Annotated in this window: 14 protein-coding genes; 6 read left to right on the plus strand and 8 right to left on the minus strand. The window is 60.5% G+C overall.

From position 1 onward, the window contains the following. Positions 1–176 precede the first annotated feature (176 nt). From LNV07_RS00635 to LNV07_RS00645, 3 genes are all read left to right on the plus strand, one after another. Positions 177–743: a YceI family protein gene (locus tag LNV07_RS00635; protein WP_263569247.1), complete on the plus strand. Its 567-nt coding sequence runs from the start codon at positions 177–179 to the stop codon at positions 741–743. A gap of 172 nt (positions 744–915) precedes the next feature. After that, on the plus strand, positions 916–1,845 hold the full coding sequence (locus LNV07_RS00640) for a sensor histidine kinase (RefSeq protein WP_263569248.1): 930 nt from the start codon (positions 916–918) through the stop codon (positions 1,843–1,845). Continuing rightward, positions 1,842–2,552: a LytR/AlgR family response regulator transcription factor gene (locus LNV07_RS00645; protein WP_263569249.1), complete on the plus strand. Its 711-nt coding sequence runs from the start codon at positions 1,842–1,844 to the stop codon at positions 2,550–2,552. The genes LNV07_RS00640 and LNV07_RS00645 overlap by 4 nt, the downstream gene beginning before the upstream one ends. A 90-nt stretch (positions 2,553–2,642) precedes the next feature. Here the strand turns inward: LNV07_RS00645 and LNV07_RS00650 are convergent, their stop codons facing one another. From LNV07_RS00650 to LNV07_RS00670, 5 genes are all read right to left on the minus strand, one after another. After that, a complete protein-coding gene (locus LNV07_RS00650) occupies positions 2,643–3,188 on the minus strand; it encodes a DUF4337 domain-containing protein (protein WP_263569250.1) in 546 nt (181 codons plus the stop codon). 59 nt (positions 3,189–3,247) lie between these two features. Next, complete coding sequence (purH, locus tag LNV07_RS00655) at positions 3,248–4,837, minus strand: bifunctional phosphoribosylaminoimidazolecarboxamide formyltransferase/IMP cyclohydrolase (protein WP_263569251.1); 1,590 nt, start codon at positions 4,835–4,837, stop codon at positions 3,248–3,250. A gap of 73 nt (positions 4,838–4,910) precedes the next feature. Continuing rightward, on the minus strand, positions 4,911–5,144 hold the full coding sequence (locus LNV07_RS00660; protein ID WP_263569733.1) for a Fis family transcriptional regulator: 234 nt from the start codon (positions 5,142–5,144) through the stop codon (positions 4,911–4,913). Next, positions 5,144–6,229, minus strand: a complete 1,086-nt coding sequence (gene dusB, locus LNV07_RS00665; RefSeq protein WP_263569252.1) for a tRNA dihydrouridine synthase DusB — start codon at positions 6,227–6,229, stop codon at positions 5,144–5,146. The genes LNV07_RS00660 and dusB overlap by 1 nt, the downstream gene beginning before the upstream one ends. 52 nt (positions 6,230–6,281) lie before the next feature. Then, positions 6,282–7,133 (minus strand): substrate-binding periplasmic protein, encoded by an 852-nt coding sequence (locus tag LNV07_RS00670; protein ID WP_263569253.1) that lies wholly within the window; start codon positions 7,131–7,133, stop codon positions 6,282–6,284. Between the two features lie 34 nt (positions 7,134–7,167). Between LNV07_RS00670 and LNV07_RS00675 the strand changes: the two genes are divergently transcribed. Next, a complete protein-coding gene (locus LNV07_RS00675; RefSeq protein WP_397545510.1) occupies positions 7,168–7,659 on the plus strand; it encodes a YqaA family protein in 492 nt (163 codons plus the stop codon). An 82-nt stretch (positions 7,660–7,741) separates the two neighbouring features. Then, a complete protein-coding gene (locus LNV07_RS00680) occupies positions 7,742–9,229 on the plus strand; it encodes a carboxypeptidase M32 (RefSeq protein ID WP_263569254.1) in 1,488 nt (495 codons plus the stop codon). 105 nt (positions 9,230–9,334) lie between these two features. On the opposite strand, the gene LNV07_RS00685 is transcribed toward LNV07_RS00680, so the two are convergent. From LNV07_RS00685 to LNV07_RS00695, 3 genes are all read right to left on the minus strand, one after another. Further along, the gene (locus LNV07_RS00685; protein ID WP_263569255.1) at positions 9,335–9,973 is read right to left on the minus strand and encodes a PEP-CTERM sorting domain-containing protein; all 639 of its coding nucleotides are present in this window, start codon (positions 9,971–9,973) and stop codon (positions 9,335–9,337) included. 165 nt (positions 9,974–10,138) lie between these two features. Beyond that, positions 10,139–11,338 carry a patatin-like phospholipase family protein gene (locus LNV07_RS00690; protein WP_263569256.1) on the minus strand — a complete coding sequence of 400 codons (1,200 nt, stop codon included), beginning with the start codon at positions 11,336–11,338 and terminating at the stop codon, positions 10,139–10,141. Between the two features lie 41 nt (positions 11,339–11,379). After that, on the minus strand, positions 11,380–12,144 hold the full coding sequence (locus tag LNV07_RS00695) for a phasin family protein (RefSeq protein ID WP_318013655.1): 765 nt from the start codon (positions 12,142–12,144) through the stop codon (positions 11,380–11,382). Between the two features lie 246 nt (positions 12,145–12,390). Here LNV07_RS00695 and LNV07_RS00700 point away from each other — a divergent pair, with 246 nt between their 5' ends. Then, complete coding sequence (locus tag LNV07_RS00700) at positions 12,391–14,403, plus strand: SDR family oxidoreductase (RefSeq protein ID WP_263569258.1); 2,013 nt, start codon at positions 12,391–12,393, stop codon at positions 14,401–14,403. The last annotated feature ends 12 nt before the right edge of the window (positions 14,404–14,415 follow it).

The raw sequence follows: 14,415 nt of genomic DNA on the forward strand, positions 1-14,415 counted from the left end.
TGCAAGACTGAACCGGGGTCAAGACTTGATCAAGAGCGCGCCAGAGCTCCATCACGGCATGTGATCATGGGCGGCGGTTACCACTCATCCTTGGGTTTGACCGTTGCTACCAAAACGATGGCTTGAGGCGGCCTTGAAGAATAGAGTTTGTGCCTTGAACAAACTGGATCTCAGTCATGAAAAAACTTTCCCTGCTCGCTCTTGCGCTGGCATTTTCCGGCGCGGCCCTGGGCGCCAACGGAACCTATGTTGTCGACCCACTGCACAGTTTCGCGCGCTTCGAGTACAACCATTGGGGCTACACCTCGGTAGGGGGGCGCTTTGACCGCACCGCAGGCAAGGTAACGATTGATACGGAGAAAAAGCTCGGTTCGGTGGACGTGGTCATCGACGCAAAATCAGTCAGCGCTGGTTCAGCCGAATTCAATGAACACCTGCAGGGAGAGGATTATTTCGACACCAAGAAATATCCTTCGATCTCCTTCAAATCAGACAAGTTCAATTTTGAAGGGGACAAGCTGATCAGCGTTGACGGCAATTTGACGATCAAGGGTATCTCCAAGCCAGTGACCCTGGTGCTGAGCTCATTTATGTGCAAAATGCATCCGCTGTTCAGAAAAGACTATTGCGGCGCCAACGCGAGCGCCAAGATCAAGCGCAGCGAGTTCAACGCCGGCAAATACGCGCCCTTCGTCGCTGACGAAGTGATGCTGAACATCTCATTAGAAGCGGCCAAGGAGTAAGCATGTTGGTGACGCTGTGAAACACCACCCGAGCCGAGCGCCAACCGTAGACAGCGCGGCTCAGCCATTGGGGTCAACGCGTGACTACTGGTCATGCCAGCTGGTCGGGTGGTGTTTGTTCACGGCGTTCAGCCTGTTTCTTTCGGCGTCCGGCGAGACTCCAAGAGAGGCCTTGAATTACGGCATCATCAAAGTTTGGAGCTTGCTGACGGGGCTGGCGCTGTCCCACGGCTGGCGCCATTTCCTGCGACGGCGAGGCTGGCTTGATCGCAACCGAGTATTCCCCTTCCTGGGTATCTTTTTCGGCTTGCTGCTGCTTAGCCTGGCGCAAACTTCCGCCGGCTTGGCGGCTTATGCGATCTTTCGCCGCGCCAGCCTTGCCAAGGACTCGGCCAATCTGCCAGTGGTTGTCCTGAGCTGGTTTTTCATCTTCCTGATTTGGACATTGGTCTACGCTGTAGTCTTGTCCCGGCGGCGCGCAGTGCGCTTTGAGCTAGAAAAATTGCAGTTGGAAGTCAGCGTCAAAGAGGCCGAGTTGCGCACCTTGCAGGCCCAAGTGAATCCGCATTTCTTCTTCAACAGCTTGAACAGCATCCGAGCCCTGATTTATCAGGATGTGGACGCTGCTGCGCAGGCGGTTGGCAAGCTTGCAGGCATGATGCGCTACAGCCTGCAGGCGGGCCAATCCGACACGGTGCGGTTGGCCGACGAGATCGAAGCCGTCCAAGCCTATCTGAGCATGGAAAAGATTCGTTTCGAAGATCGGCTGCAGGTGACACTGGCCATCGATGCCGGTCTCGAGGAGACCGCCATTCCGCCCATGGCCTTGCAAACGCTGGTGGAGAACGCGGTCAAACATGGCGTTGAGTTAAGCATGGGCGCTTGCGTCATCCGCATCACGGCGCAACACATTGGCGACCTTGTCACCTTGCGCGTGGCCAACCAGGGCGTACTTGGCGCTGCGGGCAACTCTACCCAGATGGGCTTGGCCAACACCGCCAGGCGGCTTGGCCTGCTGTTTGGTGGGCTTGCGTCTTGCGAGTTGGTCGAGCGCGATGGCTGGGTGATTGCCAGCCTGGTGTTGCCCTGGACGCAGCCATGAACGTTGTGATCATCGATGACGAGCGCCTTGCACGGGATGAATTGCGCCGGCTCTTGAAAAACCACGCCGAGGTAAACATTGTTGGCGAGGCGACCAATGTGGTGGAGGCACGTCACGCTATTGAGACGCTGGCGCCCGACTTGATCTTCCTCGATATAAGGATGCCGGGTGGCAATGGTTTCGAATTGCTGGAATCGCTTGAAGAGGCGCCTGCGGTGATCTTCACGACAGCCTTTGACAGCTATGCCATTCGCGCGTTTCAGGTCAACGCATTGGACTACCTGCAAAAGCCTGTCGACCCTCAGCGACTGGAGTCCGCGCTGCTGCGCTGCGCCCGCCAGCTTCATCCTCGCGTCGCTGCGCCGCAGGTTCAGGCGGGTGAGAGCAAGGTGTTCATCAAAGACGGCGAGCGCTGCTGGTTCGTCGCACTCGACCAAATCGCCTTGTTTGAATCCGAAGGCAATTACACGCGGGTCTTTTTCGACAATGAACGGCCCTTGCTGCTGCGCTCACTCAATCAACTGGAGCTGAGGCTTGACCCCGCACACTTTGTCCGTGTCAGCCGGCGCTACATTGCCAATCTGCAGTTTGTCACCGGCATCGCGCCTTCGGCTGCGGGCGGGTTGACGCTGACCCTGAAGGGTGAGCTGAGCATTGAAATGTCGCGTCGGCGTGCGGTTGAGTTCAAGTTGTCGAATCGGCTCTAAGAAAAATAGACGGGGTAGAGAAAATGGGTCAGGTCCATTTAGTTGCCCATTGCCAGAGGCTGTCAACAGCCGACCTCAGCGGACCCGTTTTCAGGACAACAACTTCACCGGCGTCTCGGGATGGAATGCCAAACCGGCCAGGCCGGCCACGCCCATGAAAACCCCGCTCAGCGTCGGGAGCAGGGCGATAAAGAAAAGCGCCGGAAGCCGCGTCAGCGCGGTGACGGCCAACATCGCGATGGCGATCGCAATCAAGGCATTGGAGAGGTCAAACTGATCGTCGCGGAAGTTCAGGGCGTCGTAGTTTTTTTGATCCTGCTCGGCCTGCGCCTTCAACTCCAGCTTCTTCTCATCCTGATCGCTGGCCAGAACGCGATATTTGGCAATCGCCTTGTCATAGCTAGCCGCCGAACTCGCCGGCGCACCGAGTTGGGCCAACTCAAGCTGGGTTACCGTGGCCTCGGAAATTTCTTGGCGCAGATTGCGTGCTTGGTAGAAGGCCCAGTGATCGAGCTTGTCGGCCTGGGCCTGCTGCATGGCCTGAACGATGTTGTCGTCCTTGACCTTGCAGATGCCCATGAAGGTGGCCAGCAAGGCGACCGTGATCGCCACCGCCGGGTTTAACCTGCAGGGCATCTACGGCGCGTTCGGCCGTCTCGATCACATCCTGCGGGTCGACATCCATCTCGGTATTCTCAATGCCGGAAATGGCGCACTCCGCTGAAGACCATCGCGATGCCACGCTCGTTGGCGGCGGCGATCACCTCGTCATCGCGCATCGAGCCGCCCGGCTGGATGACGCTGGTGGCACCGGCGTCAACGACCACATCCAGGCCATCGCGGAAGGGGAAGAAGGCATCGCTGGCGACTGCCGATCCCGCCAATGTCAGGCCGGCGTTCTCGGCCTTGATCTTGGCGATGCGGGCCGAGTCGATGCGGCTCATCTGGCCCGCGCCGACGCCCAAGGTCATGCCGCCGGCGCAGAAGACGATCGCGTTGCTCTTCACATATTGCGCCACCGTCCAGGCGAACAAGAGGTCTTCGAGTTCTTGCGCGCTAGGCTGTTTGGTGGTGACGACCTTGAGGTCGCTGGCCTTCAGAAAGTGGTTGTCGGCGGTTTGCACCAGCAGGCCGGAGCCGACGCGCTTGGTATCAATGGCGTTGCGGCCCTGACTGAATGGCGTTGAGCCTCCGGCGGGCAGCGCGATTTCCAACAGCCGCACATTGGCTTTGGCCGAGAAGATCGCGCGCGCTTCATCGCTGAAGGCAGGTGCCATCAGCACTTCAACGAACTGTTTGGCCACATGGCTGGCGGCCGCCGCGTCTACCGGGCGGTTGAAGGCGATGATGCCGCCGAAGGCGCTGGTCGGGTCAGTCTGCAGAGCTTTCGCATAGGCGCTCGCCGCGTTCTCGGCTACGGCCACGCCGCAAGGGTTGGCATGCTTGATGATGACGCAGGCGGGGGCTTCAAAAGCCTTCACGCATTCCCAGGCAGCGTCGGCGTCGGCGATATTGTTGTAGCTCAGCTCCTTGCCCTGCAACTGCCGGGCGGTGACCAGCGAGCCGGGCGCGGGCATGAGGTCGCGGTACAAGGCGGCGGTCTGGTGCGAGTTTTCGCCATAGCGCAGGTCTTGTACCTTGACGAAGGTGGCGTTCATCTGGCCGGGATATTCGGCCATCGAGCCATCGTCCTGGCGTGCGCTCAAGTAATTGCTGATCGCAGCGTCATATTGGGCGATGCGATTGAAGGCGGCGACCGAGGCAGCGAAACGGGTCTTGTCGCTGGTCTTGCCGCTGCTCTTGAGTTCTTCCAGCACCTGCGCGTATTGGCCGGCATCGGTCAGCACGGTCACATCTTTCCAGTTCTTCGCCGCGCTGCGCACCATCGCCGGGCCGCCGATGTCGATGTTCTCGATCGCGTCTTCGAGTGTGCAGCCGGGCTTGGCCACGGTCGCTTCAAAGGGGTAGAGATTGACCGCCAGGATGTCGATCATGGTGATGTCGTGTTTTGCCGCTGCCGCCATATGCTCGGGCAGGTCGCGGCGGGCCAGCAGGCCACCGTGGACCTTGGGGTGCAGGGTCTTGACGCGGCCGTCCAGCATCTCGGGGAAGCCGGTGTGCTCGGCCACCTCGGTGACGGGCAGGCCGGCGTCGGCGAGCAGCTTGGCGGTGCCGCCGGTGGACAGCAGGCGCACGCCCAGGCCGTTCAGCGCGGTGGCGAATTCGAGGATGCCGGTCTTGTCGGACACGGAGATCAATGCGGTGAGGGCAGTCAGTTTGGACATGATGTGCGGGGAGCTACTACGTTAGAAAGATGCGTTCGCGCCGGGTGTTTGCGCTTGCTTGTGCTTGCACTGGCTAGAGCAATTTATGTTCCGTCAACTTGCGCCGCAGCGTGTTGCGGTTGATGCCCAGCCATTCGGCGGCTTTGCTTTGGTTGCCAGCGGCGTGTTTCATCACCACCTCCAGCAGAGGTTTCTCAACCACTTGGATCAGCATCTCGTGCATCGAGTGCGGCTCTTCGCCGTCCAGGTCGCGGAAATAGATCTCAAGGTTCTCGCGCACGCAGGCATCGATCGGTTTCGGGGTCATCATGCCTGTTGTCTCAGTTGCTTGTTTTCATGGGAAGCTATTGTTCGAGCTTCTGGCGGCTTGGCAAGATAGGGCAAGCGCTGATACGAGGCCCCGAGTGTGTCAAACCAAGCTTGCAGCGCCTTGACTTGGGCCGCGCTGCTGTCCAGCAAATTCATCGCTTGGCGGAACTCTTCGCCGCCGGGAAGCTCAGTGACCGCCCAGCCGATATGTTTGCGCGCCGTGCGCATGCCGGTCAGCTCGCCGTAGAGGCTGTAATGGTCGTGCAGATGCTCGATCAGCCAGTCGCGCGCTTGCAGTACGGTGGGGGCAGGCAGTTGTTCGCCGGTGGCCAGAAAATGGGCGGTTTCGGCAAAAATCCAGGGCCGACCCTGGGCCGCGCGACCAATCATCACCGCGTCGGCACCGGTCAGCGCCAAGACTTCTTTGGCTTTTTGAGGCGAGTCGATGTCGCCATTGGCGACCACCGCAATTTTCAGCGCTGCCTTGACGGCTGCCACCGTCGCGTATTCGGCCGCGCCCTTGTAACCCTGCTCGCGGGTGCGGCCATGCACGGTCACCATGGCCACGCCGGCACGTTCGGCCGCCAGCGCCAAACTCACGGCATTCTTTTCGCTCTCGCACCAACCGGTGCGCATCTTCAGTGTCACCGGTACGCCTTGCAGCGCCGCGGCTTCGACCACCGCCTCGATGATTTGCAAGGCCAAGGGTTCGTCTTGCATCAAGGCCGAGCCGGCCCATTTATTGCAGACCTTCTTGGCCGGGCAGCCCATATTGATGTCGATGATCTGCGCACCGCGGTCGATGTTGTAGCGGGTAGCCTCGGCCATCATGGCCGCGTCGGTGCCGGCAATTTGTACCGCGATCGGGCCGGCTTCGCCCTCATGGTTGGCGCGCCTCGAGGTCTTCAGGCTGGTCCACAGGTCCTTGCGCGAGGTCACCATCTCGCTGACTGCATAGCCCGCACCCAGGCGCCGGCAGAGCTGGCGAAACGGCCTGTCGGTGACGCCGGCCATCGGTGCCACGAACAGATTGTTCGGCAAGTTGTGGGGGCCGATACGAAAGACCGGAGGGATGGTGTGCATGGACGGGGAGCAGGTCTTGCCTAAAAAAGAGGCAAAATTATACCTGCTTGGCTCAATGCGGCTTGCTTGTGCTTGTCGGCTTGGCGCCTTCGTTCTGGCGACGCCAGAGTTGGATATTGCTTTCCAGCAGCGCCGCCAGCGACTTCTGGCTGATCAGTTTGATCATTGCGCGGGTGATGCGGCCGCGCATTTCGCCGCTATTGCAGGCCGACTTGTGTGAGAGCGTGAGAAAGAGGCTTTCGTTCGCGACCGCAGGAGAGAGCATCTTCACGTCGCCAACGCTCAGTTTGGACAGAAAGGCCTGGCCGGGGCTGTCTTCGTAGATCATGTAATCGGCGCGCGAACGTTTGAGCATCTGTATCGCCTGCTCCAAACTGGCGACCTGAGTCATCTTCAGCGACTGCTTGGCAAAGCGGTCAAAGTCCTCGCCGAAGCTATTGTTGATGACGGTCACGCCTTGCAGGCCGATCAGATCGTTCCAGCGTGAGTAGTTGATCTTGGCGTTGGCGCGCACCCAAATGACCGAGCGAGTGTCATGAAAGGGCGGGTAAAAATAGTCCATGTACTCGGTGCGCGGCATGGTCCAAAAAGCGCCCGCAATCAAGTCGATATGGCCGGCCCGCGCTTCTTCTTGCACACGGCCCCAGGGGCCCACATAGCGCAGCTCGATTGGAACGCCAATCTCTTTGGCCAGCATTTGCATCAGGTCGGCGTTGGCGCCAATCAAGCGGTTTTCGTCCGCCGGGTCGCGCCATAAATAGGGCGGGTATTGCGGGTTTCCCGAAGCCAGCAGCATGGTGCAGGCCTCCTGGGCCAAGGCCTGAGGCAAACTGATCAGGGTCAGCAAGGCCGAGGCAAACAGTTTGCAACAGCGAACGGAGAGACCGGCATGAGGTTTGTTCAATGGAATGCTCCAAGCGGTCAGCATAATGGGCTCAATGGAAGCTCATTTGGAATCATTGCTGCACAGTTTGCTGATGATACTTGCCGTGCCCGAAGTTGGGTTGATCAGCGTATTTTTGGTTTCCTTGGTGTCGGCCACCTTGCTGCCGCTGGGCTCGGAGCCGGCGGTGTTTTTGTTGGTCAAGGCCGACCCGACCTTGTTCTGGCCGGCCATCGCGGTCGCGACGCTGGGCAACACGCTGGGTGGGGCCATCAGCTGGTGGATGGGCTATGGCGCCGAGGCGGTGTATGAGCGCGCCACCCATCAAAAACCGCAAAATCCTCGGCTGCTGGCTTGGTTTAGCCAGTTTGGCGCCAAGGCCTGTCTGCTGAGTTGGCTGCCTGTGATTGGTGACCCGATGTGCGCGTTGGCCGGCTGGTTGCGGCTGCCGTTTTGGCCTTGTGTTGCTTATATGGCGATCGGCAAGTTTGCCCGTTATGTGGCGATGACGGGGGCGTTGATATGGGTATTCCCGGGGTCGATATGAGTTTGGACTTGGGCATGGCGGGTCGGCTTGCGTGGACAATGCTGGTTCTGTCCTTTATGCCCATCAGCAAACAAGCCCATATATGAGCACACCCGCTTACAACGAACTTCACCAGCGTCATCAACGCCTGCACCGTTTGGCTCATTTGCAGGCCATTGCACAGTGGGACCAGTCGGCCAATATGCCGTCCAAGGGCAATGAGGCGCGCTCCTTGGCCCTGGCCGAAATGGGCGGCATGCTGCATCAACTGGCGACCGAACCGCAACTCAAAGGCTTGCTTGACGCCGCTGAGGCCGAGGCCTTGAGCGGCGATCAACGCGCCAACCTGCGCGAAATGAGGCGCAGCTGGAAGGCCTCGAACGCTTTGCCGCAAAGCCTGGTCGAAGCCAAGTCCTTGGCCAACTCGCGTTGCGAGCACGCTTGGCGCACGCAGCGTCCGGCCAACGATTGGGCCGGTCATCTGCCGCTGCTGCGCGAGTGCATCAGGCTCGCGCGTGAAGAGGCGCGCTGTTTGTCGGAGAGCAGTGGCTTGGGCTTGTATGACGCCTTGATGGATCAATACGAGCCCGGCATGCGAGCAGCCGAGGTCGACCGCGTCTTTGGTGATTTGCGCAGTTGGCTGCCGGCTTTGATCAAGGAGGTGCAGGCCAAGCAGGCCCAAGAACAGACCCTGCGTCCGCAGGGGCCGTTCCCCAAAGATGCGCAGCGCGCCTTGGGTCTGGCGGCGATGCAATTGGTTGGCTTCGACTTCGAGGCCGGTCGGCTTGATGAGAGTGCCCATCCGTTTTGCGGCGGCGTGCCCGAGGATGTGCGCATCACCACGCGCTACCGCGAAGATGACTTCTTGCCCAGTTTGATGGGCGTCATCCACGAGACCGGCCACGCCCGCTACGAGCAGAACCTGCCGCGCGAATGGCTGGGTCAGCCGCTTGGCCAAGCCCGCTCGATGGGCGTGCATGAGAGCCAGTCGCTGAGCTTCGAGATGCAGCTCGGCAGCCACCCGGCTTTTGCCAAGCTGCTGAGCCCGCTGGTCATCAAGCATCTGGGGGCGCAGGCCGCGTTCGAACCGGCTAACTTGAATCGCCTGCTGACGCGTGTGCATCCGGCCTTTATCCGAGTCGACGCCGATGAGGTGACCTATCCGGCCCATGTGATCTTGCGTTATGAGATCGAGCGCGCCTTGATCGAGGGTCAGATCGAATGCGAGGATATCCCTGCACTTTGGGATACCAAGATGATGGAATTGCTGGGCGTGGATACGCGCGGCAATTACAAAGACGGTTGCATGCAGGACGTTCACTGGGGCTGTGGCCTGATCGGCTATTTCCCTTGCTACACCTTGGGCGCGATGTATGCGGCGCAGTGGTTTGCCGCGATGCGCCGCAGCATGCCGAGCTTGGACGCCGATATTGCGGCCGGCAATCTGGCGCCGATATTCGACTGGCTGCGCAGCAATATCTGGCTGCAAGGCAGCCGCTTGGAAACGCCCGGCTTGGTCAAAGCCGCCAGCGGCGAGACGCTCAACCCGGCGCATTTCAAGGCGCATTTGCAGGCGCGCTATCTGGCCTGATTTGCGCCTGAAAAAAGAAAAGGGCGACCCGGTGAGTCGCCCTTTTTGCTTGCTGATCAACGCTTTCCGGCCTCTACCCCATCAAGCGCTCTCCAGTTAACTCTTTCAGCCTCGCTTCTGCTTTTTGCGGCGTGACACCAAGCCCATTGCGGCGAGACCCAGGCCCATCAGGGCCAAGCTGGTCGGCTCAGGGACGGCGTTGAGCTGAACGTTGTCGAGCGAGCTGCCGACGCCGTCGCTCTTGCCCAAAGCGGCCAAGCTCAATGTCATGTGATTGCTGGTGGCTCGGACTTGCGTGGTGAAGGTGGTCCAACCGGCTTTGTCCAGTTTGGGCGCTGCGATGATCGCGGCGCCTGCGGTTTCGCCGAAGCTCCAGCCCAGGCCATTTGTTGCGCCGGCACGATTGGCATAGTCGAACGACAATTGGTACCACTGGCCGATATCGGTGGTGATCACCTGGCTGATGGCGCTGTTCACGTTGACATCCAACTCGGCAAACGTTGGGCTCTTGTGGCCTGTACCGACGAAGTCGTTGCGCAGTTCAATTCCATGGCTGGCCTTCCAGCCATAAATGCTGCTGTAGACACTGTATGAGTGGTTCTTCTGCGATGTCGCCGCTTGGGTCGCGGTGGCCGCCTTGACGATTTCAAAGCCGCCGTTTGTGACCAAATTGGGGCCCAGTGCCGGAGATGCTGAGGCCAGCAAAGGAGCGGCGGCGAGGGCGATGATCAGTAGTTTTTTCATGGGTCGGAATCCGAATTTCTCTTGTTATGCAGCATTGAAGATGTTCTGCAATGCATTTTCGGATTCCGTCTCGCAGCGGTCATCCCCGCGACTCAAGGGGGGTGAGCCAGCAGTCGTGACTTAGGTCACGGGGTTTTGATTTGATGTGGCGAGCCGGGCTCAAGTTCAGAGCAAACCGGCCTTCAATTGCTTGAGCGTGCGGCGCAAGCTGCGCAGCGCGGCCGCCATGCGGTGCTCGCCCGGCTCGCCCAGCAGTCGCAGGCTGAGGTCTTCCAGAACTTCGGTGTTCAGCCGCAGTCCGTGGCGGGCCAGTTGCTCGCTCAATTGAGGTGCGCGCTGAAGCAGCGCCGCGCGCGTGCTTTGGTAAGCATGCTCGGCCAAATGGTGGCGCTGTGAGTAGCTGAAGGTGTTGGCCAGGAACATCTCGGCATCCCGGTGGTCGGGCTCGAAGAGCAGAATTTCGGTTTCCGGGTGGCTGTGCTCATAGCGCTTGAATCCCAGTTCCAGGCGCGAATGGATCAAGGAGCGAAAGGTCTGGCTCAGCACCAAGGGCAAGCCGCCATCAACCAGCCGCGGGATGCGGGCATTTTTGACCCTTGTCGACTCGGCCGGGTCGGACTCATAGGGCACCAAGGGGTTGAGGCAGATCAGCAGATCCATGCCTTCTTGCAAGAGCACCGAGGCATGCAGGGTCTTCTTGAGCGCACCGTCCACATAATGCCGTCCGTCGATGGTGACCGGTGGAAACAAACCCGGCAAGGCTGCGCTGGCCTGGACCGCCCGCGAGATCGGAATGTGATCCCAGCCCGGTAGGCCAAATGGCACGGCCTCGCCGCTGTCCAGGTCGGTGGCGACCAGCACCAGGCGTTTTTTCAGCTGCCGGAAGTCATTGCTGCGGCCGGGTTGGCCGAACAGCCGCGCCATCTGTGCCGCCATGGCCTCGCCGGACAAAAGCCCGGTCGGCAAAGCAGCCCCTAGTCGCTCGAACGAGCCCAACACCGAGCGGCCCTGCACCAAGGCGGCCCAACTGGCGCGAAAAAATAGGCCGGGCAGCAACTTCAACCGCGAGCCATATTCGGCCCAGGCCGGCCGCAAGAGTTGGGCCGGGTCGAAGCTGTCGGGTGAATGCGCGCTGTTTTCAATGAAGGCCGCGCAGAGCGCTCGCGGGCTCAGGCCGTTGACCAAGCCGGCGGCAATAAAGCCGCCGGCGCTGACGCCGATATAGCCGGCGCAGTCGGTGAAGTTCAGGCCCTCGATCGCCTCTTCCAGGGCACAAAGGGCGCCAATCTCATAGATGGCACCCAAGGGGCCGCCACCTGCCAGCGCCAAACCGATGCGTGGTCCTGCCGGGGAGCTAGTCTTCAATCGAAGCGGCCACTGTAAGAGGTCTCAGTCAAGGAGCCGATTCAGCCTTCGATGGCTGCGGCGACGGTTTCTGCCACATCGCTCACGGCCGGAGCGGCTGCGGCGATCTTCTTGCTGGAGGCCTTGCTGGCTGGCTTCTTGAAGGGCGTTGGCGCAGGCTTGGCGGCCGGCTTCGCCTTGGCGACGGGCTTCGCTGCAGCCTTGACGGGAGCTGCCTTGGCGGGAGCAACCTTGGCGGCCGCTTTGACTGCTACCTTTGCCGGAGCCTTGGTGGCGACCTTCTTGGTCGCAGCTTTGGCTGCAGGTTTGGCGGCCGCCTTTGCTGTCGGCTTGGCAACAGGCTTAGCGGCCTTGTCAACGACCTTCTTCGCCGGGGCCTTGATGCCGACGGCGGCATTCAGCGCGTCGATACTGGCGATCAGCTCGGCCACATCTTTGGCCGAAGGCACACCCAGTCGGTTCAGCGCGCGGGCAACGCGATCTTCAAAGATCGACTCCAGCTTGTCCCAATGTTGGCCGGCCTTGTTGCCGACGCCGCCGGCCATGCCGGTAACCTTGCTGGCCATCGCGCCGAGCTTTTCTTCGGCAGCGGACTGAGTTTTCTTCTGCAAGTTCAGACCTTCCTTGACGAGCGCCTCAAACACCTTGCCACCTTCGCCCTGAGCCTTGGCGAATGCGCCCAGGCCGGCGGCCCAGATATGTTGAGCGGAGTCCTTGATACCTTGTGCGAGCTGGCTGTCCAGCAGGCCTGCCGGCAATGCAGCGCCGAAGCCCGTGTTGGAAGCATTGTTCTTTTTGGCTGCCATTTTCTGAAGCTTCTTGACCATGTCGTTCGTCCTTGGTGGTGGTTGTCGCACTGATTGCACGGGAATTGCTTTCACTATAAATGCCACAGGCGTTGATGTGTAGTGCGATCCTAGGCAGTGAGCTCTATCTAGTGTGCTCACACCAGCGCCGGCAAGTAAGTGAGCAGGACTGCGGGTAATCGCCCATCGGTAAGGAGCGCCAGATGGTCAAGAATCGATGGCAGTAGCTACACGTGGGAGTCAGACATGCAGTATTTCGTCACCGGGGCCACCGGCTTCATTGGTAAACGCCTGGTCAAGAAGTTGTTGGCGCGGCGCGGCAGCACGGTTCACTTCCTGATGCGCGAGGGAAGCCGCGACAAATTGCCCGAGTTGTTGGAGTTTTGGGGCCTGACCAAGACCGGTAAAGCCCGTGCGCTGCCGGTGTTTGGTGACTTAACGGGCAAGAAGCTCGGCGTTTCGGCGGCGGACCTGAAAGCGCTGAAGGGTCAGATCGACCATGTCTACCATCTCGCCGCCGTCTATGATCTGAAGGCCGACGAGGCCGCGCAGATCGCCGCCAATGTGGACGGTACGCGCAGCATGGTGGAGTTCGCGCAGGCCGTCGAGGCCGGCCACGTCCACCATGTTTCATCGATCGCGGCTGCCGGTCTCTATGAAGGCGTATTCCGCGAGGACATGTTCGACGAGGCCGAAGGGCTTGAGCACCCTTACTTCAACACCAAGCACGAGAGCGAGAAGATCGTCCGCCAGGAGTGCAAGCGGCCCTGGACCGTGTATCGCCCGGCGATGGTGGTGGGCGACTCCAAAACCGGCGAGATGGACAAGATCGACGGGCCTTACTACTTCTTCAAGCCGATCCAGCGCCTGCGCCAGATCCTGCCGCCTTGGCTGCCCTCGATCGGCTTGGAGGGCGGGCGCGTCAATATCGTGCCGGTCGACTATGTCGTCGATGCGCTCGATCACATCAGCCATCTGACGCGGGCGACGGGGCGTTGCTTCCATTTGGTGGACCCGGTCGGCTACCGCGTCGGCGATGTGCTGGATATCTTCTCCAAGGCCGCGCATGCACCGAAGATGAATCTGTTCATCAACGCCGCGCTGCTCGGCTTCATCCCCAAGAGCGTCAAGAAGGGCTTGATGGCCTTGGCACCGGTGCGGCGCATCCGCAATGCGGTGATGAAGGATCTGGGCCTGCCGGACGATATGTTCACCTTCATCAACTACCCGACCCGCTTTGATTGCCGCGAGACCGCCGCCGCACTCAAAGGGTCAGGTATTGCCTGCCCAAGCCTGCATGACTATGCTTGGCGTTTGTGGGATCACTGGGAGCGTCACCTCGACCCCGATCTCTTCATCGACCGCAGCCTGCGCGGCGCTTGCGGCGGCAAGGTGGTATTGGTAACGGGCGGTTCAAGCGGCATCGGGCTGGCCTCCGCGATCAAATTTGCCGAGGCCGGCGCGATCACGGTGATCTGCGCCCGCGATGAGGTCAAGCTGGCCGAGGCGGTGGCCGAGATTCGCGCCGCCGCCGGCGCTGACGCCAAGATTCACAGCTATTCGGCCGATATCTCCAACGAGGAAAGCTGCAAGGCGATGATCACTTGGCTGACCGAGACCTTCGGCGGTGTCGACTATTTGATCAACAACGCCGGCCGCTCGATCCGCCGCGCCATCGAAGGCAGTTACGACCGTTTCCATGACTTCGAGCGCACCATGCAGCTGAACTACTTCGGCTGCCTGCGCGTCACCATGGGCCTTTTGCCCGGCATGGTGGCCAAACGCAAGGGTCATGTGGTCAATATCTCCAGCATTGGCGTGCTGACGAATGCGCCGCGCTTCTCCGCCTATGTGGCCAGCAAGGCAGCGCTGGATGCCTGGACGCGCTGCGCCTCGTCGGAGTTCGCCGACCAGGGCGTCACCTTCACCACCATCAATATGCCCTTGGTGCGGACACCGATGATCGCGCCGACGCAGATTTACAAGAACGTGCCGACACTGGCTCCCGAGGAAGCGGCCGATATGGTGGCGCAGGCTTGTATCTCGAAGCCGGTGCGGGTGGCGACGAGGTTAGGTATTACGGGTGAATTGCTGCATGCGGCGATGCCGCGGGTGGCGCAGATCGTGATGAATACGACCTTCCGCATGTTCCCGGACAGCGATGCGTCGAAGGGCGACAAGTTGGGCAAGGGCGGCAAATCGCAGCTCTCACCCGAGGCGATCGCGATGCAGCAGATGATGAAGGGGATTCATTTCTGAGGCAGCGCTACT

Origin of the sequence: Roseateles oligotrophus (assembly GCF_025717515.1) — a bacterium.
Classification (GTDB): Bacteria; Pseudomonadota; Gammaproteobacteria; order Burkholderiales; family Burkholderiaceae_C; genus Paucibacter_A; species Paucibacter_A oligotrophus.